At 63.7% G+C, this 24,880-nt stretch carries 26 protein-coding genes and 1 tRNA gene; 8 read left to right on the top strand and 19 right to left on the bottom strand.

Annotated elements, in window-relative coordinates; genetic code table 11:
* From GYH26_RS06530 to GYH26_RS06510, 5 genes are all read right to left on the bottom strand, one after another.
* A complete protein-coding gene (locus tag GYH26_RS06530) occupies positions 1–270 on the bottom strand; it encodes an HPr family phosphocarrier protein (protein WP_161540965.1) in 270 nt (89 codons plus the stop codon).
* Positions 271–283: 13 nt separating this feature from the next.
* Complete coding sequence (locus tag GYH26_RS15355; protein WP_161540964.1) at positions 284–1,276, bottom strand: polyprenyl synthetase family protein; 993 nt, start codon at positions 1,274–1,276, stop codon at positions 284–286.
* The gene (locus tag GYH26_RS06520) at positions 1,277–1,924 is read right to left on the bottom strand and encodes an adenylate kinase (RefSeq protein WP_161540963.1); all 648 of its coding nucleotides are present in this window, start codon (positions 1,922–1,924) and stop codon (positions 1,277–1,279) included.
* Between the two features lie 125 nt (positions 1,925–2,049).
* On the bottom strand, positions 2,050–2,622 hold the full coding sequence (locus tag GYH26_RS06515; protein ID WP_161540962.1) for a hypothetical protein: 573 nt from the start codon (positions 2,620–2,622) through the stop codon (positions 2,050–2,052).
* 220 nt (positions 2,623–2,842) lie between these two features.
* Positions 2,843–2,929, bottom strand: a tRNA-Leu gene (locus GYH26_RS06510).
* 145 nt (positions 2,930–3,074) lie between these two features.
* Between GYH26_RS06510 and pruA the strand changes: the two genes are divergently transcribed.
* The 4 genes from pruA to GYH26_RS06490 all read left to right on the top strand — a co-directional run bounded on the left by pruA (position 3,075) and on the right by GYH26_RS06490 (position 6,504).
* On the top strand, positions 3,075–4,745 hold the full coding sequence (gene pruA, locus GYH26_RS06505; protein ID WP_161540961.1) for an L-glutamate gamma-semialdehyde dehydrogenase: 1,671 nt from the start codon (positions 3,075–3,077) through the stop codon (positions 4,743–4,745).
* Positions 4,746–4,795: 50 nt separating this feature from the next.
* The gene (locus GYH26_RS06500; RefSeq protein WP_161540960.1) at positions 4,796–5,251 is read left to right on the top strand and encodes a hypothetical protein; all 456 of its coding nucleotides are present in this window, start codon (positions 4,796–4,798) and stop codon (positions 5,249–5,251) included.
* A gap of 133 nt (positions 5,252–5,384) precedes the next feature.
* Complete coding sequence (locus tag GYH26_RS06495) at positions 5,385–5,582, top strand: hypothetical protein (protein WP_161540959.1); 198 nt, start codon at positions 5,385–5,387, stop codon at positions 5,580–5,582.
* 4 nt (positions 5,583–5,586) lie between these two features.
* On the top strand, positions 5,587–6,504 hold the full coding sequence (locus tag GYH26_RS06490) for a GntR family transcriptional regulator (RefSeq protein ID WP_161540958.1): 918 nt from the start codon (positions 5,587–5,589) through the stop codon (positions 6,502–6,504).
* A 6-nt stretch (positions 6,505–6,510) separates the two neighbouring features.
* Here the strand turns inward: GYH26_RS06490 and GYH26_RS06485 are convergent, their stop codons facing one another.
* The 10 genes from GYH26_RS06485 to GYH26_RS06440 all read right to left on the bottom strand — a co-directional run bounded on the left by GYH26_RS06485 (position 6,511) and on the right by GYH26_RS06440 (position 17,879).
* Positions 6,511–8,907, bottom strand: coding sequence for an HD family phosphohydrolase (locus GYH26_RS06485; protein WP_161540957.1), 2,397 nt, complete (start codon positions 8,905–8,907; stop codon positions 6,511–6,513).
* On the bottom strand, positions 8,904–10,469 hold the full coding sequence (locus tag GYH26_RS06480; protein ID WP_161540956.1) for a sodium:solute symporter: 1,566 nt from the start codon (positions 10,467–10,469) through the stop codon (positions 8,904–8,906). Before GYH26_RS06480 ends, GYH26_RS06485 begins: the two co-directional genes overlap by 4 nt.
* Before the next feature lie 6 nt (positions 10,470–10,475).
* Positions 10,476–10,682, bottom strand: coding sequence for a hypothetical protein (locus tag GYH26_RS06475; RefSeq protein WP_231296265.1), 207 nt, complete (start codon positions 10,680–10,682; stop codon positions 10,476–10,478).
* Positions 10,683–10,835: 153 nt separating this feature from the next.
* Positions 10,836–12,041 (bottom strand): alginate export family protein, encoded by a 1,206-nt coding sequence (locus GYH26_RS06470; protein ID WP_161540955.1) that lies wholly within the window; start codon positions 12,039–12,041, stop codon positions 10,836–10,838.
* Between the two features lie 144 nt (positions 12,042–12,185).
* The gene (locus GYH26_RS06465) at positions 12,186–12,767 is read right to left on the bottom strand and encodes a hypothetical protein (RefSeq protein ID WP_161540954.1); all 582 of its coding nucleotides are present in this window, start codon (positions 12,765–12,767) and stop codon (positions 12,186–12,188) included.
* Positions 12,768–12,797: 30 nt separating this feature from the next.
* A complete protein-coding gene (locus GYH26_RS06460) occupies positions 12,798–13,190 on the bottom strand; it encodes a PIN domain-containing protein (protein WP_161540953.1) in 393 nt (130 codons plus the stop codon).
* A 3-nt stretch (positions 13,191–13,193) separates the two neighbouring features.
* Positions 13,194–13,460 (bottom strand): AbrB/MazE/SpoVT family DNA-binding domain-containing protein, encoded by a 267-nt coding sequence (locus tag GYH26_RS06455; RefSeq protein ID WP_161540952.1) that lies wholly within the window; start codon positions 13,458–13,460, stop codon positions 13,194–13,196.
* Between the two features lie 69 nt (positions 13,461–13,529).
* Positions 13,530–15,668 carry an NAD-dependent DNA ligase LigA gene (ligA, locus tag GYH26_RS06450; RefSeq protein ID WP_161540951.1) on the bottom strand — a complete coding sequence of 713 codons (2,139 nt, stop codon included), beginning with the start codon at positions 15,666–15,668 and terminating at the stop codon, positions 13,530–13,532.
* Between the two features lie 20 nt (positions 15,669–15,688).
* A complete protein-coding gene (locus GYH26_RS06445) occupies positions 15,689–16,615 on the bottom strand; it encodes a helix-turn-helix domain-containing protein (RefSeq protein ID WP_161540950.1) in 927 nt (308 codons plus the stop codon).
* Positions 16,616–16,685: 70 nt separating this feature from the next.
* Positions 16,686–17,879: a mannosylglycerate synthase domain-containing protein gene (locus GYH26_RS06440; protein ID WP_161540949.1), complete on the bottom strand. Its 1,194-nt coding sequence runs from the start codon at positions 17,877–17,879 to the stop codon at positions 16,686–16,688.
* Between the two features lie 304 nt (positions 17,880–18,183).
* Between GYH26_RS06440 and nagB the strand changes: the two genes are divergently transcribed.
* The 3 genes from nagB to GYH26_RS15205 are packed head-to-tail and all read left to right on the top strand — an operon-like array spanning position 18,184 to position 19,409.
* A complete protein-coding gene (nagB, locus tag GYH26_RS06435; protein WP_161540948.1) occupies positions 18,184–18,954 on the top strand; it encodes a glucosamine-6-phosphate deaminase in 771 nt (256 codons plus the stop codon).
* Positions 18,955–18,957: 3 nt separating this feature from the next.
* Positions 18,958–19,206, top strand: coding sequence for a hypothetical protein (locus tag GYH26_RS15210; protein WP_242006627.1), 249 nt, complete (start codon positions 18,958–18,960; stop codon positions 19,204–19,206).
* Complete coding sequence (locus GYH26_RS15205; RefSeq protein WP_242006626.1) at positions 19,179–19,409, top strand: hypothetical protein; 231 nt, start codon at positions 19,179–19,181, stop codon at positions 19,407–19,409. The genes GYH26_RS15210 and GYH26_RS15205 overlap by 28 nt, the downstream gene beginning before the upstream one ends.
* Before the next feature lie 29 nt (positions 19,410–19,438).
* On the opposite strand, the gene GYH26_RS06425 is transcribed toward GYH26_RS15205, so the two are convergent.
* The 3 genes from GYH26_RS06425 to GYH26_RS06415 form a co-directional block, all read right to left on the bottom strand.
* Positions 19,439–20,335, bottom strand: coding sequence for a PIG-L deacetylase family protein (locus GYH26_RS06425; RefSeq protein ID WP_161540947.1), 897 nt, complete (start codon positions 20,333–20,335; stop codon positions 19,439–19,441).
* A gap of 7 nt (positions 20,336–20,342) precedes the next feature.
* On the bottom strand, positions 20,343–21,380 hold the full coding sequence (fbp, locus tag GYH26_RS06420) for a class 1 fructose-bisphosphatase (RefSeq protein ID WP_161540946.1): 1,038 nt from the start codon (positions 21,378–21,380) through the stop codon (positions 20,343–20,345).
* 83 nt (positions 21,381–21,463) lie between these two features.
* Positions 21,464–22,636 carry a cysteine desulfurase family protein gene (locus GYH26_RS06415; protein ID WP_161540945.1) on the bottom strand — a complete coding sequence of 391 codons (1,173 nt, stop codon included), beginning with the start codon at positions 22,634–22,636 and terminating at the stop codon, positions 21,464–21,466.
* 103 nt (positions 22,637–22,739) lie between these two features.
* Between GYH26_RS06415 and murA the strand changes: the two genes are divergently transcribed.
* Positions 22,740–24,059, top strand: coding sequence for a UDP-N-acetylglucosamine 1-carboxyvinyltransferase (murA, locus tag GYH26_RS06410; protein WP_161540944.1), 1,320 nt, complete (start codon positions 22,740–22,742; stop codon positions 24,057–24,059).
* A 482-nt stretch (positions 24,060–24,541) separates the two neighbouring features.
* Here murA and GYH26_RS06405 read toward each other — a convergent pair whose 3' ends face one another.
* Complete coding sequence (locus tag GYH26_RS06405; RefSeq protein ID WP_012843715.1) at positions 24,542–24,754, bottom strand: cold-shock protein; 213 nt, start codon at positions 24,752–24,754, stop codon at positions 24,542–24,544.
* Positions 24,755–24,880: the final 126 nt, after the last annotated feature.

Here is a 24,880-nt window from a genome sequence, read left to right as displayed (position 1 = left end):
CTATTCGATTTCCCCGAAGCCCTGCTCGAACAACGCGACAATCGCCTCCGCTGCCTCCTCTTCGTCCTCCCCATCAAAGACAAGCTTCAACCGGGCGCCGGGTTCTGCCGCCAGGGTCATTACACCAATGATACTCTTTCCGTTGATTTCGTATCCGTCCTTTTCGATAAAAAAATCCGACTTAAAACGCGAGGCCGTACGCACGATCATCGAGGCCGGCCGCGTGTGCAGTCCGGATTTGTTCTTGACCACAACTTCGCGGACGATCATAGGCAGAAGCGATTCAGTGACGACGCTGCGCCAGCTGGTCGAGGAACCAGGCCAGGGCTTGGCCCGGCGGACGGTCGGGCAACTGCGCCAGCGCGGCCCGGGCTTCCTGCAGATAGCGGTCAACCGCCCGGCGGGCCGCTTCCAGCCCGCCCAGCCGCTCCAGGCGCTGCCGCGCCTCCGGCACCTCCTCGGAACGAAACCTCCGCCGTAAACGCTCCTCGAACCAGGCGCGTTCGTCCTCGCCGGCCTGTTCAAGAGCGGCCAGCACGGGGAACGTCTTTTTCCCTTCCATCAGATCCGCGCCGATGGGCTTGCCCCACTGCGGAGAAGTGGCCGTCAGATCCAGCAGATCGTCCTGAATCTGAAAGGCCCGCCCCAAGTTGCGTCCCAGTTGCTCGAGCGCCCGCAGGTCGGCTTCGTCGGCACCGCCCAGCAGTCCGCCCAGTTGCAGGCACAACTCCAGGAGCGCGCTCGTTTTGCCGTCCACCATCTGCAGATATTCGGCCACGGAGACGTGCGCGCGCGTCTCGAAGGCTTTGTCGAGCGCCTGCCCCTCGCAGAGGCGTTCCACCATGCGGTGAAACATGGCCAGCACGCGCGCCAGCGGAGCATTTTCTACCTGCCCCAGCAGCGCGTAGGAAAGGCCCATCAGGTAGTCGCCACAGAGCAGCGCGGTGGCCTCATCCCATTTCACATGGACCGTCGGACGCCCCCGGCGCTCGGCCGCATGGTCCATGATGTCGTCGTGCACGAGCGTGAAGGCATGGAAGACCTCGACGGCCAGCGCGGCCGGAAGCACCGACTCGGCCGGACGGCCGTAGAGTTCGGCCGCCAGCATGAGCAGTACCGGGCGCATGCGCTTGCCCGTACCGCTCAGCACGTAGCGAACGGGTTCGTAGAGTTCGGCCGGCTCGCGCGTGGCCTCGACCAGACCGGGCAGCGCCTGCTCCACGAGCCGGCGCAGTCGGGTCACCTGCGCAGCAGCCTCCTGGCGCGTTACCTCCATCTATTCCACCAGTACGCCCTGACGGCGAAGGACTTCCTGAATCCGGCCAAACACCTCGTCCATCGATCCGACGCCGTCCACGTCGACCAGCAGCCCGCGCTGGCGGTAGTACTGCGCGAGCGGCTCGTGCGTCGTACGGTACACTTCCAGGCGGCGCCGGATCGCCTCCGGACGATCATCGGGACGCTGAATGATCAGCGAAGGATCCACGTCCGGCGGCGGCGGATTGAAATCCAAGTGATAGTTTTCCCCCGTGAGCTTGTGCACGCGCCGGCGCGAAAGACGCGCGACGATCAGATCGTCCGGCACGATTAGATTCAGCACGATCTGGAGCGGTCGCCCCTGTTGCTCCAGCAGCGCGTCCAGCCATTCGGCCTGGCGGATCGTCCGGGGAAATCCGTCCAGCACGAAGTGATCGTAGCGGTTTTCGGCCAGTGCCGCTTTGGCGAGTTCCCAGACCAGTTCGTCCGGCACCAACTGGCCTTTTTCGATATAGGGCTGCGCCTTCTTTCCCAGGGGCGTCTCCTCCTGAATGGCCGCGCGAATCAGGTCGCCGGTTGAAATATGGCGCAGTCCGTAGGCCGCAGCCAGCCGTCTGGCCTGGGTGCCTTTACCGGCGCCGGGCGGCCCCATGAACACAATGCGCATGGTTCGTCTTCGAGCTTGTTCCGGCGGAACAACCGCGCTTCCTTTCGGAAGCGGTTCAACTAAACTTATGAATGGCGCAGTGAAAGGACACGCCCGTTTGCCGAGAATGAGATGAAAAACGCACCTCAGGCTTCCGGAATCTCCGCATCGACCGCTTCGGTTTGCTGTCCTGCGGCAAACGCATCCAGCAGCGCATCGGCCAGCACGCGGCTAAGCGCCACACTCGCAGCGCTGCCGACCAGTCCCAGCACGGCCCCACCGATCGACCGCAGCACACCTTTCTCGGACGCGCCTTCGTTATCCTGAACGATGACGAGCGGCACGCGCTCCTCGAGCGCCTTCCGGATCGCCTGCACTGGGTCGCGTCCACGCCGCGCCGCCTTACGGGCTTCGGCGACGAGGGCCTCCAGGTAGGCCGACACCAGCGCCCGATGCGTCTTCGACAGTCGCGGGCGCCGACGCCCCAGCCCTCCCAACACCCAGCCGACCAGCAAACCGGCGACCAGACTACCGCCCACACTGACCAGCGGATGGTTCCAGAGCGCTTCCCGAAACGACCGTCCCAGCTGACGCACCTCTTCCTGGAGCGCCTCCAGATCGGCTTCGATTTCCTGCGCCTTGGCCTGCAGCGCAGCTTCCACTTCGGCCCGCGATTGCGGCCGCGACTCCGGTTCGGGCGTTGTAGCTTCTGGTTTCATAGGCAACAGAACAGCCGATTCCTTCCGGCGCTCCCAAACTCCCCGGCAAGAAATTACGTTCCTGAAGCGTCACAGACTCTCGGCGATGAAAACAACGCGACAGAGACGGACATCCCCGGATTAATCTGATCCGAACGAAAAGAGTGCGTTGATTACGCCGCGGTTTTCACCCACAATTGTCCCGAGGTACTGTCAGGCAAAAAGATATGCAGATTATTTGTGGGGAGGGCGGGACTCGAACCCGCACGGGCCACCTGGGCCCACGGCATTTTAAGTGCCGTGTGTCTACCGATTCCACCACCTCCCCGCCGCGCGAAAAGTTAACCAACGCGTTCCTTTCCCACAATCCCGAAAACAACCCCTCCGGCCAGGGCGTTCTTTCAACGCCGGACCCCGAAGGTGGGTCCGGTGCATTCGGATCGATTTTTTCGCCAACCAGACACCGAGGACCCATGCATAACGCGATTCCCTTCCCTCCCGTCCCGCAAAACGAGCCGGTACGGAGCTACGCCCCCGGAACGCCGGAGCGCACCTCGCTCCGGAAGCGCTTGCAAGAACTGAAACGCGAGACGGTCGAGATCAAACCGATCATCGGCGGCCAGGAGATCGCCACCGACCGCGTCGAAACCCTGCATCCGCCTCATGAACTGGCCCACACGCTGGGCACGGTACATCTGGGCGGCCCCCGCGAGGCCGAAATGGCCATTGAGGCGGCCCTGAAAGCCCGCGAGGAATGGGCCCGCACGCCCTGGACCGAACGGGCGGCCATTTTCCTGAAGGCGGCCGAACTCCTCTCCGGCCCCTGGCGCGACACGCTCAACGCGGCCACCATGCTCGGCCAGAGCAAAAACGTCCACCAGGCCGAAATCGACGCGGCCTGCGAGCTGGCCGACTTCTGGCGCTTCAACGTCTACTTCATGGCACGCATCTACCAGGACCAGCCGCTGAATGCGCCGGGCGTCTGGAACCGCATGGAATACCGACCGCTGGAGGGCTTCGTCTTCGCCGTCACGCCCTTCAACTTCACTTCCATCCAGGGTAACCTGCCCACGGCCCCGGCCCTCATGGGCAACACGGTCGTGTGGAAACCGGCCACCACGGCCGTCTACTCGGCTTACTTCCTCTACAAACTGCTGGAAGAAGCCGGTCTGCCGCCCGGTGTCATCAACATGGTGCCGGGCCACGGCCCCGACGTGGGCGACACGGTGTTCGCCTCGCCGTACCTGGCGGGCCTGCACTTTACAGGCTCGACCGAAACGTTCCGCCGCATGTGGCGCACCATCGGCACAAACATCGACCGCTACCGGGCCTACCCGCGCATCGTCGGCGAAACCGGCGGCAAAGACTTCATCGTGGCCCACGTCTCGGCCGACCCCGAAGCCGTCGCCACGGCCATCGTGCGCGGCAGCTTCGAATATCAGGGCCAGAAGTGCTCGGCGGCCTCGCGCGTCTATCTGCCCGATACGCTCTGGCCGCGCATCCGCGAGTCTCTGCTCGACCAGCTCAGCGAGGTGAAAATGGGCACGGTCGAGGACTTTACAAACTTCATCAACGCGGTCATCGACAAAAAGGCCTTCGACAAGATCGTCGGCTACATCGAAGAGGCCAAGCAGAACCCAAACGTGAAGGTCCTCTACGGCGGCAACTACTCGGACAAGGAAGGCTACTTCATCGAGCCGACCGTGCTGGAGGTGAGCGATCCGAAGCACCGCACGATGTGCGAGGAGATCTTCGGGCCGGTCGTGTCGATCTACGTCTACCCCGAAGCGCGCTTCGAAGAGACGCTGGACCTTGTGAACAACACCTCGCCCTACGCGCTGACCGGCTCGATCTTCGCCCGGGACCGGAAGGCCATTCAATTGGCCACCGAACGGCTGGTCGATGCTGCGGGCAACTTCTACATCAACGACAAGCCGACGGGCGCCATCGTGGCACAGCAGCCCTTCGGTGGGGCGCGGGCTTCGGGCACGAACGACAAGGCCGGCTCGTATCTGAACCTGCTGCGCTGGGTCTCGCCGCGGGCCATCAAGGAGACGTTCGTGCCGCCGCGGCACTTCAAGTACCCTTACCTGGAGCCGGACGCCGAAATCCCGGCCGACCAGGCCACGGGCGTATCCTCCTGAACGCCGAAGCCCGGCCGGTTCGCGCCGGCCGGGCTTTTTTTCGTGCCATCATGGACGCCGTCTTCTTCAGCCGCTTCCATCCCGCGCAGACGCCCGACCTGCGGGCGTTTCGGACGGCGCTGGTGCGTCCGCTGGCGACCTGTCTGCTGGCGCTGGCCGTGGTGCTGCTGGTGCGCGCGTTGCAGACGCAGCCACTGGGCCTCTGGCTGTCGCTGGGGCTGCCGCTGGCCGTGCTGATCGCGCTGGGCTGGACCGGCTACTGGATGCAACAGACGCCGGCCGAACTGCACCTGCACGCCGACACGGTCGTGCTGCGCAGCGTCTGGGACGTGCTGACCGGACGGCAACCGCCGCCACGCCGACTGCTGGGCGTCCGCCGCGACCATGACCGCACGCACCTGTTCTTTGCGGACGTGCTCTACACGCTTCGCGACGCCGACTGGCCCGAAGCCGAACGCCTGGTTGCACGGCTTCGCGACCGCCATAGCAGCCCCGAAGACTCATAGCCAGCCTGTCATCGCAATCGCCACTCAGGCGCAACGAACGGCTCTTTTTTCTTCCAGCACGGCTCGCCTGCTTACAAGCGCGAACCTGATGCGGCGATTTCCGGTTTATAGGCCGCCATCCCGCTTGCCTGCCATGAAACGCCCCGCACATTCCTCCTCGCTGGATCCACTACCGGAGCACCCACGCCATCGGGACGCCTCCGCGGACGAACCTTCACCCGATGCCTGGTGGGATTACTGCCCGAACTGCGGCCACCGGCTGGAAAACCATCGCTGCAAGTACCGGTGCCCTCGCTGCCATTACTTCATGTCCTGCAGCGACTTCGACTGAGACGATGATCACGCTGGATCGCTCGGGATCTCAACCAATCCACGAACAACTGGTGGCGCAATTGCGCTACCTGATCGCACGCGGGCACTTCCGGCCGGGCGCTTCGCTTCCGTCCACACGAGAACTGGCCCGCCAGCTCGGGATTTCGTTCCACACGGTACGCAAGGCCTACCAGCAGCTCGAAGCCGAAGGCCTGATCCACAGTCAGTCCGGCCGCCGCTATCTGGTACGGCCCGAAGCCGTGCCGACCCGGGAGATGCGGCTGGAGCAGGGCGCTGCCCTGCTGCAGGAGGCGCTGCGCAGGCTCGTCGGCATCGGACTCAGCCCGGAAGACATCGAATACCTGCTCCAGGAGCAACTGTCGCTCCTGGAAGATCATGCCCCTGCTCCCAAAGTACTCTGTCTGGCCCCGACCCGGGAGCTGGCTGAAGGTCTGATTGCGGCGCTGGGCGCGCCCTGGGCCGAATGGATCGAACCCGCAACGCCTGAATCGCTCGTTCACCACGAAGACGCCGATCTCGTACTGGCCCGCCATGCCGACCTGCATCGCTTCCGTGCCCGCCTTCCGCAGGCCGACTGGCTCGGCCTCATGGCCTACTTAGAGCCCTCCGCGCTGGAACGCGTCGCCATGCTCCTTCCCCGTGAGACGATCGGGCTGGTCACGCTGCAACCCGAAACGATTCCTCATCTGCTGACCGAACTCCGCGTGGCCACGGGCTTTGGCGGACAGGTACTGGCCGTGGCCATCGAAGAAAGCCGCCACCACCTGCGCCCGCTCCTCGAACAGGCCGATCTGCTGCTCTGCACGCCCCAGAGCCACCGGCGTGTGGCCGCCCTGCGCGATCGACCGGCGGCCCTGCTTTCGTTTCGGATCGGGCCCGAATCCGTCGAAGCCCTCCAGGCCCATCTGCAGAGCCTGTAGGCTCCCTTACCGATCCTGCGTGGGCGCGGGCGTCTCCTGCGAGGTGGGCGTTTCGCTCGGCGCCTTCTGATCTTTCTGCTCCGGCTCTTCCATACCCGGGTACTTCACGCGGATGTGGTAGATGGCCAGCAGCATCTGCAGGAACGTCTCTTTGATCTTCTGGAGGTCCCGGAAGGTCAGGTCCGTGTCGTCCAGTTGCCCGTCCTCGATGCGTGCCCGGAAGATCTGATCGATCAGCGCCTCCAGCCGCTTGTGCGTGGGTTCTTCGAGTGCCCGGCTGGCGGCCTCGACCGAATCGGCCAGCATAAGAATGGCCGTTTCCTTGGAGTTTGGTTTGGGTCCGGGATAACGAAACTCCGCATCCGGCAGATTCGGATCGCCCGTCTGCTCTACCGCCTTCCGATAGAAATACTCGATCCGGGTGGTACCGTGGTGCATGGGGATGAAATCCAGCACCTTTTTGGGCAACCCGTACTGGCGGCCGATCTCCAGTCCTTCTTTCACATGGCTGGCGATGATCAACGCGCTCATGCGCGGCTTGAGGTTCTCGTGCGGATTCATGCCCGGCCGCTGGTTTTCCACGAAGTACTCGGGCTTGACCATCTTGCCGATGTCATGATAGAGCGCTCCGACGCGCACCAGCAGCGCATGGGCTCCGATAGCCGCCGCGGCCGCCTCGGCAAGGTTGGCCACCTGGAGCGAATGGTTGAAGGTGCCCGGTGCCCGCAGACTCAGCTCTTTGAGTAGCGGCCGGTTGGTGTCCGACAGTTCCAGCAACGTCAGATCGGTGGTGATGTCGAAGGCCCGCTCGAAGACCCAGAGCAGCGGATAGGCCATCAGCACCAGCACCGAGTTGATGCCCACCAGCAGCAGGTCCGACAGAAAGCGCCCGCTGGCGGCCGGATGCCAGAGGGCCGAAGCGCCCAGTACCACCAGATAGCCCAGAAAGACCAGCCCGGCGCTCAGGAAAAACTGGCCGCGGTTTTTGATGTCGCGCACGCTGAAGATGCCGAGCGTTCCGGCAAAGACCGTGGCAAACACGAACTCGAAGTCGTAACTGAGCAGGTGCCCCCCGATGAAGGCCAGCGTGATCGTCCCGAAGAGCGCCACGCGCGAATCGAAAATAACCGTCAGCAGAATCGAGGCGATGGCCACGGGCACGGCATACATGGCCAGTGTGGGCAACCGCACGGCAATGGCATAAAGCCCCAGAATGGCCGCAAAGATCAGAGCGATCAGCAGCACCTGTGCGTTGTCGTCGAAGATGGGCCGCCGGAGCAGGAACAGATACAGGAAGAAAAACAGATAGGTCGCCAGCGTCACGAGCGTCTGGCCGAGCAGGCGTCGCCAGAACAGTGCCGTGCCGCCGCGTTCCTGCTGGGCGCGTTCGAGCGAGGTCAGCTTGCGCTTGATCTCTTCGGTCACGACCTGGCCGCGCTGTACGATCACCTCACCCGCCTTCACCAGCCCGTAGGTGGGCGAAATACGCGCCTGCTGCTGCTCCCAGGCGTGCAACGTTTCGGCGCGCAGATAGACATAGGAAGGCACCAGAATCGCCCGGAAAAAAGCCAGCGCAATACTGGCCAGCTCGGGGCGATTGTTGAACTGTTGCAGGAAATACTCGCGGGCGGCGCCGTAGGCTTCGTCCAGCCCGAAGACGCGATCGACCGAAAGCACGCGTTCGGTTCGTTCCACTTCGTTGCGCACGACGATTTCGTCGGTCAGCACGCTGTCGCGCGGCACATCGAGCAGCCCGAGCTGAAGCACCTGCACGCCGAACGACCAGGCTTCCTCCAGCGCCCGCACGTACAGCGGCTCCTGGCCACCGCGTCGGACTACCTGACCTGCCTCGTTAATAGCAGCCCGATAGTCTTCGGCCAGCAGACGCCACTGCTCTGGCGTCAGCTTGACGCGGGCATTACGCCGGAGCTCCGCATAGCGGAGCGAGTCGTCCCGCGCGGCATCCTGTCGTCCCCGCAGCAGATTCCGGCGATAGCTGGCATAGGCCTCAAAGATTGCCTCCAGTTGCATGCGCACGGTGTCGCGGTTGGCCTCCATGCGACGCATCGCATCGGGCACCTCCCGGAAGTACGGAGGCGTCTGGAGGATCACCTGGCGACGCTCCTGCTCCAGCTGCTCGGGATCCTTGTAGAGGGCAAAATCGAAGGGGGCGACCAGATCGTTGTGCTGCCAGACCTCGCCGACGCGCACGGTGAACTGATAGACGCGTTCACGTGGAAAGGCGATCAGCGTCAGCACGATCAGTCCGAGCCAGATCGCCGCTTTGATCATCCATTGCCGCCGACGCTGCCGACGGGTCTCCTGCTCGCGGCCACGTTCCAGTTGCTGGCCGACCGGTCGGGGCGTTCGCCGCCCCCGTTGGAATCGTTCCCAGATGCTCATCGGAGGTGCCGCGTCTGGCTTGATGAACGTCGGTACCTATGCCCCAGGTGCGGCAAGGATCCAAACAGCAAGGTGAGCAGCGCGCCCAGCAGCGTGTACCACGGCCAGGCCAGGCTGCGCAGACCCTCGGAGGCCACACGCGCCGCCTCTGGTTTCAGCGCAAAAAGCAGATGACCATCCGGACGCACCCACACGCCGAAAATCACCAACACCATCAATCCGATGGCTGCCAGAAAGGCTCCGATCGCCCAGCGCTGTGAAACGCGCCGGTTGAAGCGCCCCAGCAGAAAAACGCCCAGCATCCCGCCGTAAGTAAACGAGGCGATCGAGAGCCCCAGTTCGACGACCGGGTTGTCGGTGCTCTCGAACAGGCTGGCAAAGCCGACAAACACCAGCGCCCAGCCAAGCGTCAGCAGCCGTGAAACCACGAGCGACTGCCGGCCGTCGAGCGGCCGCCCCCGCCAGCGCTCGTAAAGATCGAACAGCGTCGAAGACGCCAGTGCGTTCAGCGAAGAGGAAAGCGTGCTCATGGCGGCCGCCAGGATGCCGGCCAGCAGCAGCCCGGAGATGCCCGGCGGCAATCCTTCGATGATGAAGCGCGGAAACACCTCGTCGGCGCGCGACAGCCCCAGCTCGGCCGGCGTAGCCCCGTCGTAATGCACCCAGAGCAGCAGCCCCACCAGCAGAAACAGCGCGAACTGAGCCATCACGATCAGCCCGCTGCCGATGAGCGCCTTCCGGCTGTCGCTCAGGTCGCGACAGGCCAGCAGGCGCTGCACCATCAGGTGATCCGTGCCGTGCGAGGCCATCGAAAAGACGGCACCTCCCACGACGGCCGTCACGAACACGTAGGGTTCGGTCAGCCACCGGATCGGGCTGGTCTCGGCGCCGGGCACCAGCAGGCGGGTTTTGCCCGCCGCCGTGGCCGTCTGCCACCATCCGTCCGGAGCCCCCTGCCAGAGTACCCACAGCGCCCCCAGGGCCCCGCCGATGTACACCAGCAGCTGCATCACGTCGAGCCAGACCACCGCGCGCAGCCCGCCGATCAACGTATAGAGCACGGTAGCACCGGCCACCACCAGAATCACCTCAAAATACGAAACCGACAGCCCGGCCATGTCGGCCATTACCTTCAGCGGAATGGCCGTGGCAAAGAGGCGCACGCCATCGGCCAGCAACCGGGTGGCCAGAAAAACCAGCGAGGCGGCCGCCTGCATGCCCTGCCCGAAGCGCTGCCCCAGAAAGGCATAGGCCGTCGTGAGCGAGCCTTCAAAGTAGCGGGGCAACAGAAAAAAAGCGACGGCGATGCGGCCCAGCACGTAGCCGATCGTGAGCTTCCAGAAGCTCAGATCGCCTCCGTAGGCCACGGCCGGAATACCGATCACCGTCAGCGTGCTGGTCTCGGTGGCGACGACCGACAGGCAGAGTGCCCACCAGGGAAGCGTGCGGCTGCCGAGGAAATAATCGACGGCATGACGCTGGCGTCCACCGGCCCACAGTCCGAGTGCAACGGAGCCCAGCAGATAGCCCAGCAGGATCAGATAATCGAGGGGGGTCAGCACCGACGGTCAGGAGCGGAATCGCTGCTGCTGGTCTTCTTCGTAGGCCTTGTAGATGGTCACCACATCCTCCAGCGAGCGCTGCAACGCCGCCAGCCGCGCCGTCCGCACCAGGCTCACTTCCTCGCTGAGCTGCTCGCTGTCCTTGAGCAACGCAATGGCCGCGTTGAACACGTGCTGCATCATCAGGCACACATCCTCTGCCCGCACACGCATACGCATCCTTACTGCTGGTTGATCATGAACGACTTCTATGGCCGGGCAAACCCTGTTCCAGCAGCTAATATCGACGCAGCGGCCCATTCTATAAAAAAATCCCCACCCATGCAATACGGGTGGGGACTTAAACGCGCAAGGACGTCGGTTTCTTCAGAAGCTGAAGGTCATCATGAGCCAGTATTTCTGGACGTCCACGCTCCAGGCGCGGGCTTCGTAGGCGGCATATTTTACCAGGAGTGAAAGATTTGGCGTGAGCACGTAGCCCGCCACCAGATCCAGCTCGCGTCCGTAGGCTACGTCGCCGTCGTCGCTGGCAAAGTCATGATAGACGCCCGTCGCCTGGACACGTCCCCGCCGCACGCTCAGCGACACGTACAGATCGCGCAGGCCCTGCGGCGGCGTGCTCAGGAAGCGGTCGGCCCATCCCTGGAAGGCGTGCAGCGTGGCCAGCGGCGTGCTGAAGGCCACCCCGTCGTTGCTCGTGAAGAGCTCCAGCGCGCCAGTGGCCGACACCACCCAGCCCTGCTGCCGCAGGGTCAGCCCCAGCAGACCATGCGCGTACTGCACGGCAAAATCGTTCGGATTGTCCCGGTAGTCCATCTGGTAGGCATATTCGCCCGTGTAGCGCAGCGCCAGCCGATCGGTAAGCGGCCGGCTGCCTTCCAGACGGATCCCGTAGGTCTGCACCGAGCGCGCCGCACTGGCCGCTTCTTCGTAGCCGATCCAGTAGCCGTAGGCCACCACGCGGGCAACGCGCCAGCCCGTGTAGGCCAGGTGCAGCAATGGTGCAGCAAGCCGCTGCCGCTGCGAAAGCACGTTCTGCACGCGCCACAGGTAAGCCCCGTCGATCGTCAGCCCGGGCAACGGGCGGCTCGTCAGCGCGACCGCGTCGTAGGTCTGCTCGAGCTGGCGCCAGCCCACGTTGCCGATGAAGCGGTGGTTGTCGTAGGTGATCCGCTGACGCCCCACCCGCAGGCGCGTCCGCGGAATCAGGTTCGCCTCCAGCCAGAGCTGATTCAGTTCGGCCTTTTCCGGATCGGCCACCGTGGCATATTGCGTGCGTCCATTACGCAGGCTGTTGTAACGGTCGGCACCCACCGCTTTCAGGCCCTCGACCTCCGCATAGGCCCGGACGCCCTCAACCGCGGGCGTTCCGTATCCCACACGCAGCCGCAGCGTCGAGGCCCGCGCGGTTTCTTTGCCTGTCTCGTCCACCAGCTCGTAGCGATAGCGGGCGTCCAGCCGCACCTGCCCCCAGGTGCCCTGTGCCTGGATCGTATCGGCCGGAACACCGGCCCGGACGGAGCCAGCCCATGCCAGCCCCCACCCCAGTATAAACAGCACAAAACGTTGCATAACACCCTGCAGGTTTGATAGGAAAAATCGATAATTAAGACATTTTTGTCTTAAAAAAAGAAGTTGAAGTGTTCGAGGCAATCCAGTCGTATAAAAAGCTGATCAGAAATGCGTCAAAAAATAGTGCAGCAAGCCCTTCTCGGGCTACCGGCGCAACCGCAGCACCAGCCCCACCATCCAGACGTCACGCGCCGTGGCGAAGAGTTGATGGATGCTCAGGCGTCCACCTATCACCAGCGCTCCGACCGGAATCAACACAGCCAGGCTACCGCTGAGCCCGCCGTCCAGACGTCGCCTGGAACTGACGACAGATCGGTCTGCGACACACCACTCCGGAATGCAGAAAAGCGGCGCTCTGTAAGGCATCTCCGTCCAGACGATCCCCAGGCCGCCCGCAATCTCTACCTGAAGGGAAGAGCTCAGATCGGGTTGGACGTACAGACGCACGTATCCGTCGAGTTGCGTCAACGGAAAGCGGTCATGCGCTGGTCCCCGTCCTCCCGGTGCAAGCAGACCGATCTCGTGTGCTTCGAGGGCTTCGGTCAGGCGCCGCATGAAGCCCAGCCCGAACTGGATTCCATGCCGGGACGAGACGGGCCATCCCAGCAGCATCCCCGTGTAAAAGCCCGATCCCTCCTGCGTGTGGATCCATCGACGGCCGGCATGCCATTCCAACCAGACCGTGGCCGTCGTGTCTGAAGGCGGCGCCAATAGCGCCAGCAGCAAAATCAGCGTCGCCAGTATGGTTTGTTTTGTCTATGGTTCCCTCCAATTTACGGGCAACCGTGCAAAATCTCGGTCGAAAGAAAGCAGGCTTTCGCCACGGCTGGAGGCCAGCACAGCCAGAAAAGCATCATCGAAATCCACACGGTGGCGTTCCATCAGCGCCAGCGCTTCCAGCACGTGTTCATCGACTTCCAGCAGCCGTAACCGAAGCACGTGCCGCAGGTCGGTCAGCAACCGCTCCAATGAAAAGCCATACACACCACGAAGTACATAGATGGCCTCGGCAACGTAAAAGGAATGGACAGACAGGGTGTATCGATTGGCCTCTGCGTTGCGGAGAAAGGCCACGGTGCGCCTGAACATTTCTTCTGGCTGTCGGGTAATCAGGCGCACCAGCACATTGGTATCCAGCCAGAAACGCATCGCCTAACGATCACGGATTCGATGCTCCTTTCGGGCCAATTCCTGCACGATAGCCGCTTTTTCCGCAGCCTCGCCAGGATAGGAAGCAGGACTCCCGGGTAATAGCTTGAGCAGTTCATCTACACTGTAGCGCCTTACCGGACGGATAACAATTTTTCCATCCTCAACAGATAGTTCAACCTCATCCCCGGCATGCAAACCCAGCGTCTCACGAACCTGCCTGGGTACCGTAATTTGCCCTTTGCGTGTAAGACGTACCGTCGTTTTCATCGCATTGCCAGCTGCGTTCACAATTCGATAGAAATGTCGGATGCAGGAAGGTTCCCCGTCTCAAGCCCCTTACCTCATCCCCAGCAGCCGCAGCAGGCCGTCTTCGTCGAGCATCGGGATGCCGAGCTGGCGGGCACGGTCGTACTTGCTGCCGGGGTTTTCGCCCACGACGACGTAGTCCGTATTGCGGCTGACGCTGCTGGCCACACGTCCCCCGGCCCGTTTGATCAGCTCCTCAGCTTCCTTGCGCGTGAGGTGGGGCAAGGCGCCTGTCAGCACGAACGTCTTGCCACGCACCGGGCTTTCGGCTGCGGGGGCCTCCTCGGGCAACCGCTGCGTGTTGACGCCCAGTTCCTTCAGTTCTTCGATCAGCCGCCGGTTGTCTTCGACACGGAACCAGTTCACAATGCTTTCGGCCGTGATCGGTCCCACGCCTTCAATGGCGGCCAGTTCGTCGATCGTAGCCGTGGCCAGCTCGTCGATCGACGCGAAGTGCTGCACGAGCAACTCGGCGGTCGTCTTGCCCACGTGCCGGATGCCCAGCCCGAAGAGCAAACGGCTCAGCGGCCGTCGCTTCGAGGCCTCGATGGCCCGGAGCAGGTTGCGCGCACGCGTCTCGGCAAAGCCTTCAAGCTTCAACAGGTCTTCCAACCGGAGCCGATACAGGTCCGAAAGCCGTCGTACCAGGCCCGACTCGGCCAGTTGACGGGCCACCTGACTGCCCATGCCCTCGATGTCCATGGCGTCGCGGCTGGCGAAGTGCTCCAGCAGCCGCACGAACTGCGCCGGACAGTCGGAGGCCAGACAGTAGTAGTCGGCCTCGCCGGGCAGTCGCACCAGCGGACTACCGCACGACGGGCACCGCTCGGGCATGCGCCAGGGGCGCTCGTTGCCCGTACGCGCTTCGACCACGGGACGCACCACCTGCGGAATCACATCGCCGGCCCGGATCACCACCACCAGATCGCCGATCCGGATGTCGCGGCTGCGCACGTAGTCTTCGTTGTGCAGCGTGGCCTGCGAGACCGTCACGCCGCCGACTTCGACAGGCTCCAGCACGGCCACCGGCTTGACCACGCCGGTGCGTCCCACGCTGACCATGATGTCCAGCAGACGCGTAATGGCTTCACGGGCCGGAAACTTGTAGGCCACCGCCCAGCGGGGCGCGTTGGAAATGGCTCCCAGCAACGTCTGCCAGGGTCGGTGGTCGATCTTCAGCACGACCCCGTCGATCTCGTAGTCCAGCTCGTCACGGTGCTCGGTCCAGTAGCGGCAGTAGTCCAGCACGTCGTCCAGGCGCTCGAAGCGGCGGGCATGTTCGTTGACCGGGAAGCCCAGACGCCCGAGCCATTGCAGCACCTCGTACTGACTGTCGGGCACCTCGGCCCCCTCGACGGGACCGATCCCGTAGGCGAAAAAGCTCAGCGGCCGCGAGGCGGTCACCTGCGGGTTGAGCTGGCGCACGCTGCCGGCCGCCGCGTTGCGGGGGTTGGCGAAGGTCCGCTCTCCCCGGGCCTGGAGCTGCTCGTTGAGCCGCTCGAAGTCGCGCTTGCGCATGTACACCTCACCCCGCACTTCCAGCCGCGTCGGCGGTGGCCCGACCGAAGGATCGACCGGGATACGCAAAGGAATGGCCGGGATCGTGCGCACGTTCTGCGTGACGTTTTCGCCTTCGATGCCGTCTCCGCGCGTGGCGCCGATGGTCAGCACGCCGTTTTCGTAGGTCAGCGCCATGGCCAGCCCGTCGATCTTCAGCTCGGCGGTAACGGCCGGCTGCACCGGATGCCCGAGCTGTTCGGCCAGCATCCGGCAGCAGCGTTCGTACCAGGCGCGCACGTCTTCCTCGCCAAACGCATTGTTGAGCGAAAGCAGTGGTTCCGGATGACGCACTTTTTCGAAGCGTTCCAGCGGCGGTCCCCCCACGCGTTGCGTGGGCGAGTCGGGCGTGACCAGCTCCGGGAAGCGTGCCTCCAGCTTCCGGAGCGCCTGCATAAGCAGGTCGTAGTCTGCGTCCGGGATGAGCGGGTTGTCCAGTACGTAATAGCGGTAGGCGTGCTGGTTGAGCACTTCTCGGAGCCGGGCGGCCAGCGCCTCGGCCTCCTTGCGATCGATGGCTTCCAGGTTGGCCTGCCGTACGGTTTTCAAAAGGGCATGCGTGGCTTCCAGCAGGCGCGCTTCGGCGGTTTGCGAGGCGGTGCGCGTTTCCATGGTGTGCTCAGGTTTTGCTGCTACCGGATCCTTCGTGCCAGCGAATCCAGGTAAGCCTGCAGCTGCTCCCGCGTGATGACGATACGGCCCTGCGCATCCCGGCGATCGGTGGGATACGGATAGCCGTCCAGCCGGAGCTGGATGTCGTCCAGCTGGTTTTCAAGAATGATGCGTTCGGTAAACCGAAACTGCATCGAGTCGCCCTGCTCGATCCAGTAGGGCCGGCGCAGATCGCGATCGACCCGAACACGGATCGGATCGACCTTGTCGAAGGCGGCAATCACGGTGACCGTGATCGTATCGCCCAGCACGGGCACCTGAATGGTGGGCGTTTCAACCGAAGGCGTGGTATCGGCCGCAGTAGCCGAAACCGTTGCCGTATCCACGGCCAGCGGCTCCGGGGGTGGTGCCGGGGCCGGTCGCAGCAGATACCAGAGGCCTATGGCCACCATCACCACCACGGCAACCCCTCCAACCCAGGCTTTCCAGCGCGAAGGGCGTTCCAGCCGTTCCAGACCGCCCGGAGTGGCCACCAGCGGCAGGGCGGGCTCAGGCTCCCGGGACGGTCTGCTTTCGGGCACGGCCTCAGGGGTCGGTTCTTCGGACGGCGGCGTTTCCGGCTCCGGCTCGGGTAGCGGTTCTTCGCCCAGAAACTGTACGGCCAGCTGGTTGCGATAGCGCCCTTCGAAAGCCAGCTCCAGCGCCTCCAGTACCGCGGCCGGGTCGATGCCGATGGCGGTCGCATACGTCCGGGCAAACGAGCGAAGATAGACGGGATTGTACCGTTCGTGGTCGTAAAGCGCCGTGCGCTCGAAGTGCTGCAGCAGCTCCAGCGCGATTTTGGTTTCGTTGTGGATCTCCTGCAGCGAGCGCTTCCGCTTTTCCCGGATGCGCCGCAGGTCGTGCGCCAGCCGGCGCATATTTTCCAGGACTGCTCGTTCACGCATGGTGAGGCGCTTTTGCCAGCAACATCTGGATTGGTCCAATATTGGACCCGGCCGGTGCGTCCGTGTTTCGTCAGGCGGTTGAAAGCGCCGCGCGCGGCGGTACCGGATGGCCGCGTCCATTCTCCAGCGCGGCCTGGTAGCGGTAGCGCCCCAGCATACGGTAAAGGTACTGTTGCGCGTAGTCGTAGCCGCGCAGCGCGACCGTCATCGTGTAGTTGAGCACGCGGGTCGTCCAGAGCTTGAAGAGCAGCTCCTCCCAGTCCGGGTCGCCCGCCTGAAAGTGCTCGAGCAGCACGTGATAGGTGGCCGCCCAGGCCATCTCGTCCATGAAGTTGAAAGCCGGGCGACGCTGGCAGATGCGCATTCCTTCGCGCACGGGCGTGGTAAAAAGCTCCAGCAGCTCCACCTGCCGGGGCGTCCAGTGCTGCATGAGGCGATGCAGCGTGGCCTCCACGTCGTAGCCCACGCGCTCGGCGATATGGACCGGCACGCGGTGCGGGTGCTCCTGGCGATGAATGGCCGGCTGGCCGACTACCTCATGCTGGAGGCTCTGGATGGCCGCAAAACACTCGACCAGCATGGTGCGCAGGTCGTCGAGCCCGCCGTAGAGGCGATGCGCCTTGCCCTCGGGGATGTAACACTCGTAGATCGAAACGCCCTGCTGCACGGTAACGAACGTGTAGAGCGTATCGATGCCCCAGTCGCTCCGCCGCCGCACCCGTTCGTCCTGGTAAAGCATGGCGGCCACTTCGCGCCGCATGAGCAGCTCGCCGCCCAGCGGCTGCTCGATCCACGACAGCTCGGTGTGCGGCCAGAGGAGCGCGAACCCCGTCCGCGTAATCATCCAGGTGATCATCGCATCGGTCGAGGCCCGTGGGAAGTAGTGCCGTACCAGCCCGTAGCCGAAATCGGCCGCCTCTTCGGCCTTGGTGATCCAGTCCGGCCCGAAGCTGGTGATGTCGGCGTCGTAGAAGTGGATGCGCTCCCACTGCGTTTCTTCCAGAAAGTACCGGAGCGCCGTGTTCATGCCGTCGCCCTTGCCGGGCCGCATCGTGCCCAGCCGCTCCTGCAGCCGGACCGTTACCGGCGTACCCGTAGCTCGCGAGATCTCGGGCGCAGCCCGTTCGACGGCCTCGAAGGTCTGCTCGCGCTCGTATCCGATGCAGAGCACCTCGTGCACCCGGGGATGAGCGGCCGCCACACGCACGTTGTGCAACAGCACTTCGGGGTGCTCATGCTTGAAGGGAAAAACGACCAGGCTCATGGCGATTCAGCCGGTTGACGCTACGCCCGCATTTTGCTCAGGGAAAGATACGGGCTGTCCCTTCAGAAAAACACACCGGAGCTGTCCATTTCGTGCAACAAGCCAATTCGCATCCTGCCCGAAGCACCGGCGCCAGATAGTGTGTCGGCAGGCAATGATTGGCACATTCTGTGACGACCATGGTAGCCCGGGCCCGCGCCGTCGCTGCATTTTGGGATCGTTTCCAGTATCGTCGCCTCTTGTTTTTTTCACGTTTTTTCCCTGAGATTACGAGACCTGCCATCAGCCAACCCGCTGTCAGGTCATGCTGGTCGAGATTTTTCCGGACTACGAGGCATTGAGCGAACGTGCCTACGAGATCGTCGCCACGCTCATCCGCCGCAAACCCAACTGCGTACTGGGCTTCGCCACCGGCAGCACCCCGCTGGGCCTCTACCGCCGCCTCGTCGAAGGCTGCCGCCGCGGCCAGCTCGACTTCTCCAAGGTCTTCACCTTCAACCTCGACGAATACGTGGGCCTGCCGCCCTCCCATCCCCAGAGCTATCACTACTTCATGTGGGAAAACCTCTTCAAACACATCAACATCAACCCTTCGAACGTCCACATTCCCAACGGCATGGTCGACGACGTCGAGGCGCACTGCGACTGGTACGAGGAGCAGATCCGGCACGCAGGCGGCATCGACCTGCAGATTCTGGGCATCGGTCCCAACGGCCACCTGGCCTTCAACGAGCCGGGCTCGTCGCTGGGCTCGCGCACACGCATCAAGACGCTCTCGCGGGCCACGCTTAAGGCCAACGCGCGCTTTTTCGGGAGCGAAGAGGCGGTGCCGCGCCATGCGATCACGATGGGCATCGGGACGATCATGGAAGCGCGGCGGCTGTTGCTGCTGGCCAGCGGACGGGCCAAAGCGCGCGCGGTGCGGGCGATGCTCGAAGGGCCGATTTCGGCGATGGTGCCGGCCACGATCGTGCAACTGCACCGCTACGCGCACGTGCTGCTCGACGAAGAAGCGGCCTCGGAGTTGGAGTACAACCACCACGACGGCATCTCGGAACCCTTCGACGTGCACTGAGCGATGCGACAGCGCAGCTACGCCCTGGTGGGCCTGATTCTCTTTACGTTCTTCGTCATCTCGTTTCTGACGAACATCATCGGGCCGCTCATTCCCGAGATCATCGACGACTTCGGGCTGAGCCTGACGCTCGCGGCGCTGGTTTGCCTGACGGCCGCGCTCTTTGGTCCGGGTCCGGTGGCCCGCTGGGCGTTTCCGCTGATCGGATTGTTCGCGTCGGTGATGTGGCCGGTGGTGTTTTCGCTGCGCTGAACTCGGTGGAGGCGCACCACGGGGCGTTTTCGGGCATTCTGGTGACGGGCATTGCCGGAGGCGCCGTGGTGCCTCTGATTATCGGGACGCTGGGCGACCTGCTGGGCCTGCGGGGTGGGCTGTGCTTCCTGTACCTGACGTTCGGCTACATCCTGAGCGTGAGCTTCTGGGCGCGCCCGTTCATCCCCAACAAGACGATCTAGCGTCGGGAAGCCCCGGGTTCCTGATCGACCTACGGCTTCCCCAGCATCGGGAACAGCAGCCGGATCTCGTCCTCGGTGGGCTGGTGGCCGTATTCGCAGATTTCGAACGCCTCGACATGCTGCGCCTGAGCGGCCACCTCCGGATCGTACCAGCGCATCAGGGCCAGACGCACCTCCTGGGTGATGTTCGGCCGGAGCCATTGCGCCCGGAGCCACTCCCGCCGCGCGGCCGAGTCGGCCGGCACTTCGGCCAGGCGCCCGTCGATCCACGGTAGCCATTCGTAGAACTGCGAGACGTGCGCATCAAGCGCGTCGAGCTTACGCTCCACCACGCTGTCGATGATCACGGCAATGTCGGGCGAAAACGGATTGGGCTTTTTGAAGCGATCGCTCAGGTAAAGGAAGACCGGATTGTGCGCAAGCGGCGGCGTATCCGGTACCACGTTGGGCACCATGACCAGATAGGCCGCATCCTGCACGAGCTGGCCGGTATAGCGATGGTCCGGATGATAGTCGTTGGGCCGGGGCGCAAAGACCAGGTCGGCCTGCCACTCGCGAATCTTGCGGATGATCTGCTTGCGGACCTCCAGCGAGGGTACCAGTTCGGCGTCGTGGTTGTCGAGCACTTCGTATTCGGCGATGCCCAGCCGCCGGGCGGCCTCTTCGGCCTCGGCCCGGCGACGATTGGCCAGCACGCCGCCGCCCTGCGCGTAGTGCCCGGCGTCGCCGTTCGTGACCGAGAGGAACTTCACCTGGTGGCCCATGGCGGCATAGAGCGCCGCCGTGCCGCCCATTTTGACGTCGCAGTCGTCCGGGTGCGCCCCGATGCACAGAATGCGCAGGGGCCGAGCCGACTGGGCCTGCACAGATCCAGCCATTACCAGAACCAGAATGCCTGTGAGAAGAAACAGACCGGAGGCGCGCATAAGGTGTTCAGCGTTTGCCCTGCAGGAATTCCTCGACGGTGCGCACCAGCTCCTCGCTACCAATGAACAGCGGCGTGCGCTGGTGCAGCTTCTCCGGCACAATGTCCAGGATGCGCCGATGGCCGTCCGAAGCGCGTCCGCCCGCCTGCTCCACAATGAAGGCCATGGGGTTGGCCTCGTACATCAGCCGGAGCTTGCCCTCCGGATTCTTCTTCGTGGCCGGGTACATGTAGATGCCACCCTTGAGCAGGTTGCGGTGAAAGTCGGACACGAACGAGCCGATGTAGCGCGTCGAGAACGGCCGGCCCGTGGCTTTGTCTTCTTCCTGCGCCCAGCGGATGAAGCGCTTGAGTCCTTCCTCGAAGGAGTTGAAGTTGCCCTCGTTGATCGAGTAGATCGAGCCGGTCTTCGGAATGCGGATGTTCGGATGCGACAGGATGAACTCGCCGATCGACGGGTCCAGCGTGAAGCCGTTGACCCCGTTGCCCGTGGTGTAGACCAGCATGGTGGACGAGCCGTAGACGATGTAGCCGGCCGCAACCTGCTTGCTGCCCGGTTGTAGAGCAGCTTCCAGTGTGGGTGTCTCGTACTCGTCGGGCAGGCGATAGATGCTGAAAATCGTCCCAACCGATACGTTCACGTCCACGTTCGAGGAGCCGTCGAGGGGGTCGAGCAGCACGATGTAGCGGCCGTCCCCCTCGCCGTTGGCGCTGAGCGGAATGGCCTCGGCGTGTTCTTCCGAGCCGATCAGGCAGCACTCGCCGCCCCGCTTGAGCGCCCGCACGAACTCTTCATGGGCCAGTGCATCGAGCTTCTGCTGTACTTCGCCGTGGATGTTGACCTTACCGGTGGTTCCGAAGATGTCCACCAGGCCAGCCCGGCGGATGTCGCGGTTGACGATCTTGGCCGCCACGCTGATGTCTCGCAACAACCGCGAAAAGGCTCCGGTCGAATGCGGGAAGCGCTCCTGTTGATCGATGATGAATTGCTCCAGCGTGATGAACTCTTCAACGACTTTGCGTCCCCGGGTATGCAGTGTTTCCATAGCGATTCGTCGGTTTTAGAACAGAAGCGCTTTTTTCTAAAATACAAAATGTCGCACCAGATTGCTTCCATTACCTGCAAATTTCAGCGGAGCACGCCCACCAGGCGGGCCATTACAGCCGCCAGAATTTCGACGGCCCGATCGATTTCCGCCTCGGTGTTTTTCCAGCCCATCGAAAAGCGTACGGCGGCTCCGGCCGTCTCGCGGGGCAGCCCGATGGCCCGCAGCACGTGGCTGGGTTCGACGGCCCCGCTCGTACAGGCCGAACCGGACGAGACGCACACGCCCTCCAGATCCAGATTGAGCAGCAGCATTTCGCCGTCCACAGGCTCGCCGTTCTGCGGCGGGAAGGCGATGTTGACGATGTGCGGCGCGGCCCGCTCCGGATCGCGTGGTGTGTTCAGCACGAACGTATCGCCCAGCGCCTCGTCCAGTCGCCGGATCAGCCGCTCGCGGAGCTGGCGCAAATAGGCCAGGCGCGTTTCCTGCTCTTCGACGGCCAGTTCCAGCGCCCGCGCCATGCCCACGATGGCGGCCACGTTCTCGGTACCGGCCCGTCGCCCCTGCTCCTGCTTGCCCCCGTGTAGCAGCGGCCGCAGCTCGACACCACGCCGCACGTACAGAAAGCCCACCCCCTTGGGACCGTAGAACTTGTGCGCCGAGGCCGAAAGCAGATCGACGCCCAGCTCGTCCACACGCACGGGCAGCAAACCCACGGCCTGCACCGCGTCGCAGTGCAGCGGCACGCCCCGGCAGTGGCACACCTCGGCGATGGCGCGGATGGGCGAACAGGTGCCCAACTCGTTGTTCGTGTGCATGATCGACACCAGCCCCGTCTTCTCCGTGATAGCTTCGTCCACCTGCTCGGCCGTGACGGCCCCGTCGGGTCCGGGCCGCAGGTAAGTGACCGCCGCTCCCTCCTCTTCGAGCGCTTCGGCCGTGCGCAGGATGGCCTCGTGCTCGGCCAGCGACGTGATCAGGTGCCGACGCGTCCCGTGCAGTACGCCCCGGAGCGCCAGGTTGTCGGCCTCGGTGCCGCCGCTGGTGAAGACGATCTCGGCCGGCTCGGCGCCGATCAGCGCGGCGATGCGCTCGCGACTCTCCTCGATGGCCACGCGTGCCCGACGGCCAAGCTGGTGTACCGACGACGGGTTACCGTAGTGCTCCTCCAGATACGGCCGCATCGCCTCCAGCACGCGCGGATCGAGCGGCGTCGTGGCGGCATGGTCCAGATAGATAATCTGCGGCTTCTGCATGGCGCGTATTTCCTCTAACCCTCATCGCCTCGAAGGAACGCGGCCGCTGGCGTGCGGATTCCACCGATTGTATTTTGCTACCGAACCGACAACCTTCGGAAATATGGATAAACTGGTCATCGAAGGCGGCCGTCCGCTTCGGGGCACGATCCCGATCAGCGGTTCGAAGAACACGGCGCTCATGCTCATGGCCGGGGCCGTGCTGGCCGACGGCGTCACCGTGCTGGAAAACATCCCGCACCTGCGCGACATCACCACGTTCTCCCACGTGCTGCGCATTGCGGGGGCCTCGGTGCGGTTCGATCCGGAAACGCACGTCATGCACATCGATGCCACGCGCATCGACTTTCCCGAGGCCCCTTACGAGCTGGTCAAGCAGATGCGGGCGTCGTTCTACATGCTGGGCGCGCTGCTGGGCCGCTGCGGACGGGCGCGCGTGTCGCTGCCGGGCGGTTGCGCCTGGGGTCCGCGCCCGGTCAACCTGCACCTGGAGGGACTGCGCGCCTTCGGGGCCGAGATCGAGCTGGACCGGGGCTACGTGGTGGCCCGCGCACCCGGCGGACGACTGCGCGGGGGGCGTTTTCGGCTCGAGCCGCCCAGCGTCGGCGCCACGGTCAACCTGCTGCTGGGAGCCGTCACGGCCCACGGCAGCTCCCGCATCGAAAACGCCGCGCTGGAACCCGACGTGGTCGTCTTTGGCCGGGCCCTGCAACAGATGGGCGCCCGCATCGAAGGACTCGGCACACGCACGATCGAGGTGGAAGGCGTCGATGCCCTGCATCCCGTCACGTTCCGCAACTGTCCTGATCGTATCGAACTGGGCACCTTCATGATCGCAGCCGCCATCGCGGGCACGCCCGGCGACACGATCTACCTGACCGGCGCCGAGCCCTCTCATCTGGGCGAAGCGTTTCTGGAGGCGTTCCGCCAGACCGGTGCCGCGTTCACCTTCGACGGCGACACGGTGGCCGTCACCGTGCCCGAACGGCTGCAGGCCGTTTCCATCGAGACGGCGCCCTATCCGGGCTTCCCGACCGACCTGCAGGCGCAGTGGACCGTTCTGCTCTCACAGGCCGAAGGCGCCGGCTTCGTGCGGGATACAGTCTATCCTGATCGCTTCAAGCACGTCCCCGAACTCATGCGCATGGGGCTGCAGGCCCGGGTCGAAGGCAATACAGTTTATCTGGAAGGGCCGCAGCGTCTGCAGGGCGCGCATGTGATGAGCACCGACCTGCGCGGCAGCGTCTCGCTGGTGCTGGCAGGTCTGGTGGCCGAAGGCGAAACGCACGTGCTGCGTGTCTACCACCTCGACCGCGGCTACGAAAATCTCGAAGGCAAGCTCTCGGCTGCCGGCATTGCCATCCGTCGCGAAAGCTACGACGAATTCGCCACCCCCACTCCCGAATCGGCCGAGGAAAACTGAAAGGATGAACTGACATATCCCCACATTTACAATTACTTATGCCACAATATCAATCATTATCATCCTGAATAACTATCCCGATTCAGCCACTACGATCATCACGGTTAAGGCTGGGGGTTTTAATCGCACCTTTCTGGTATTGAAATCGTCATGCTGCGCACTTCGGTTGCCGCACCGATATTCATGAGGTGTTTCTGCGCCTGTGCTGCGCCTTGCTCATCTGGAAGGCGGTCTTGAGGTTGTGCCAGGAGCTCTGATACCCACAAGGTGCAGACATGGTCGTTTCCGCCACATGTTGGCGGCGCACACTCCTGATCACGCGGCTGCGGCTATGCCACCGTGCTGACGACAGCCGGGTGCGTGCCCAAGAAATCCCCTCAATGCATACACGGAGACAACCGTCTCTCCGTTGGTTAAAAAGAAAGGTCCGGCGCTCACCACAGAAACGCCGGACCTTTCGGGAGTACAAACGCGTCGCGCGCTTACACGTCCAGCCGCTTGACGTTCACGGCCTGAAGTCCTTTGGGCGTGCGACGGATCTCAAAGCTCAGCCGCTCGCCCTTGCGCAGCTCTTCGCCGTAGCCCAGCCCGGCCACAGCCGTCCGGTGCACAAAGACATCTTCGCCCCCGCCATCCTGCTGGATGAAGCCGTAGCCTTTTTCGGCGCTGAACCACTTGACGGTACCCTGAGACATAACTGAACCTGTGTACTGGGACCGGAAGTCCTCTTGCCCTGTCAGGCAGAAATGCCGTGCAGCCAACGAGAGGGCACCGGTCGGTGGAACAATACGGTGAACACTACGCTGCAACGGCCGGTTTTA

Origin of the sequence: Rhodothermus marinus (genome assembly GCF_009936275.1) — a bacterium.
GTDB classification, from domain to species: Bacteria; Bacteroidota; Rhodothermia; order Rhodothermales; family Rhodothermaceae; genus Rhodothermus; species Rhodothermus marinus_A.
This window is presented reverse-complemented; position numbering and strand designations above follow the sequence as displayed.

What these genes read in the sequence shown, in the direction of transcription:
- GYH26_RS06530 (WP_161540965.1), bottom strand. Translation starts at nt 270, where the DNA reads ATGATCGTCCGCGAAGTTGTGGTCAAGAACAAATCCGGACTGCACACG.
- GYH26_RS15355 (WP_161540964.1), bottom strand. Translation starts at nt 1,276, where the DNA reads ATGGAGGTAACGCGCCAGGAGGCTGCTGCGCAGGTGACCCGACTGCGC.
- GYH26_RS06520 (WP_161540963.1), bottom strand. Translation starts at nt 1,924, where the DNA reads ATGCGCATTGTGTTCATGGGGCCGCCCGGCGCCGGTAAAGGCACCCAG.
- GYH26_RS06515 (WP_161540962.1), bottom strand. Translation starts at nt 2,622, where the DNA reads ATGAAACCAGAAGCTACAACGCCCGAACCGGAGTCGCGGCCGCAATCG.
- pruA (WP_161540961.1), top strand. Translation starts at nt 3,075, where the DNA reads ATGCATAACGCGATTCCCTTCCCTCCCGTCCCGCAAAACGAGCCGGTA.
- GYH26_RS06500 (WP_161540960.1), top strand. Translation starts at nt 4,796, where the DNA reads ATGGACGCCGTCTTCTTCAGCCGCTTCCATCCCGCGCAGACGCCCGAC.
- GYH26_RS06495 (WP_161540959.1), top strand. Translation starts at nt 5,385, where the DNA reads ATGAAACGCCCCGCACATTCCTCCTCGCTGGATCCACTACCGGAGCAC.
- GYH26_RS06490 (WP_161540958.1), top strand. Translation starts at nt 5,587, where the DNA reads ATGATCACGCTGGATCGCTCGGGATCTCAACCAATCCACGAACAACTG.
- GYH26_RS06485 (WP_161540957.1), bottom strand. Translation starts at nt 8,907, where the DNA reads ATGAGCATCTGGGAACGATTCCAACGGGGGCGGCGAACGCCCCGACCG.
- GYH26_RS06475 (WP_231296265.1), bottom strand. Translation starts at nt 10,682, where the DNA reads ATGCGTGTGCGGGCAGAGGATGTGTGCCTGATGATGCAGCACGTGTTC.
- GYH26_RS06470 (WP_161540955.1), bottom strand. Translation starts at nt 12,041, where the DNA reads ATGCAACGTTTTGTGCTGTTTATACTGGGGTGGGGGCTGGCATGGGCT.
- GYH26_RS06460 (WP_161540953.1), bottom strand. Translation starts at nt 13,190, where the DNA reads ATGCGTTTCTGGCTGGATACCAATGTGCTGGTGCGCCTGATTACCCGA.
- GYH26_RS06455 (WP_161540952.1), bottom strand. Translation starts at nt 13,460, where the DNA reads ATGAAAACGACGGTACGTCTTACACGCAAAGGGCAAATTACGGTACCC.
- ligA (WP_161540951.1), bottom strand. Translation starts at nt 15,668, where the DNA reads ATGGAAACGCGCACCGCCTCGCAAACCGCCGAAGCGCGCCTGCTGGAA.
- GYH26_RS06445 (WP_161540950.1), bottom strand. Translation starts at nt 16,615, where the DNA reads ATGCGTGAACGAGCAGTCCTGGAAAATATGCGCCGGCTGGCGCACGAC.
- GYH26_RS06440 (WP_161540949.1), bottom strand. Translation starts at nt 17,879, where the DNA reads ATGAGCCTGGTCGTTTTTCCCTTCAAGCATGAGCACCCCGAAGTGCTG.
- nagB (WP_161540948.1), top strand. Translation starts at nt 18,184, where the DNA reads ATGCTGGTCGAGATTTTTCCGGACTACGAGGCATTGAGCGAACGTGCC.
- GYH26_RS15210 (WP_242006627.1), top strand. Translation starts at nt 18,958, where the DNA reads ATGCGACAGCGCAGCTACGCCCTGGTGGGCCTGATTCTCTTTACGTTC.
- GYH26_RS06425 (WP_161540947.1), bottom strand. Translation starts at nt 20,335, where the DNA reads ATGCGCGCCTCCGGTCTGTTTCTTCTCACAGGCATTCTGGTTCTGGTA.
- fbp (WP_161540946.1), bottom strand. Translation starts at nt 21,380, where the DNA reads ATGGAAACACTGCATACCCGGGGACGCAAAGTCGTTGAAGAGTTCATC.
- GYH26_RS06415 (WP_161540945.1), bottom strand. Translation starts at nt 22,636, where the DNA reads ATGCAGAAGCCGCAGATTATCTATCTGGACCATGCCGCCACGACGCCG.
- murA (WP_161540944.1), top strand. Translation starts at nt 22,740, where the DNA reads ATGGATAAACTGGTCATCGAAGGCGGCCGTCCGCTTCGGGGCACGATC.
- GYH26_RS06405 (WP_012843715.1), bottom strand. Translation starts at nt 24,754, where the DNA reads ATGTCTCAGGGTACCGTCAAGTGGTTCAGCGCCGAAAAAGGCTACGGC.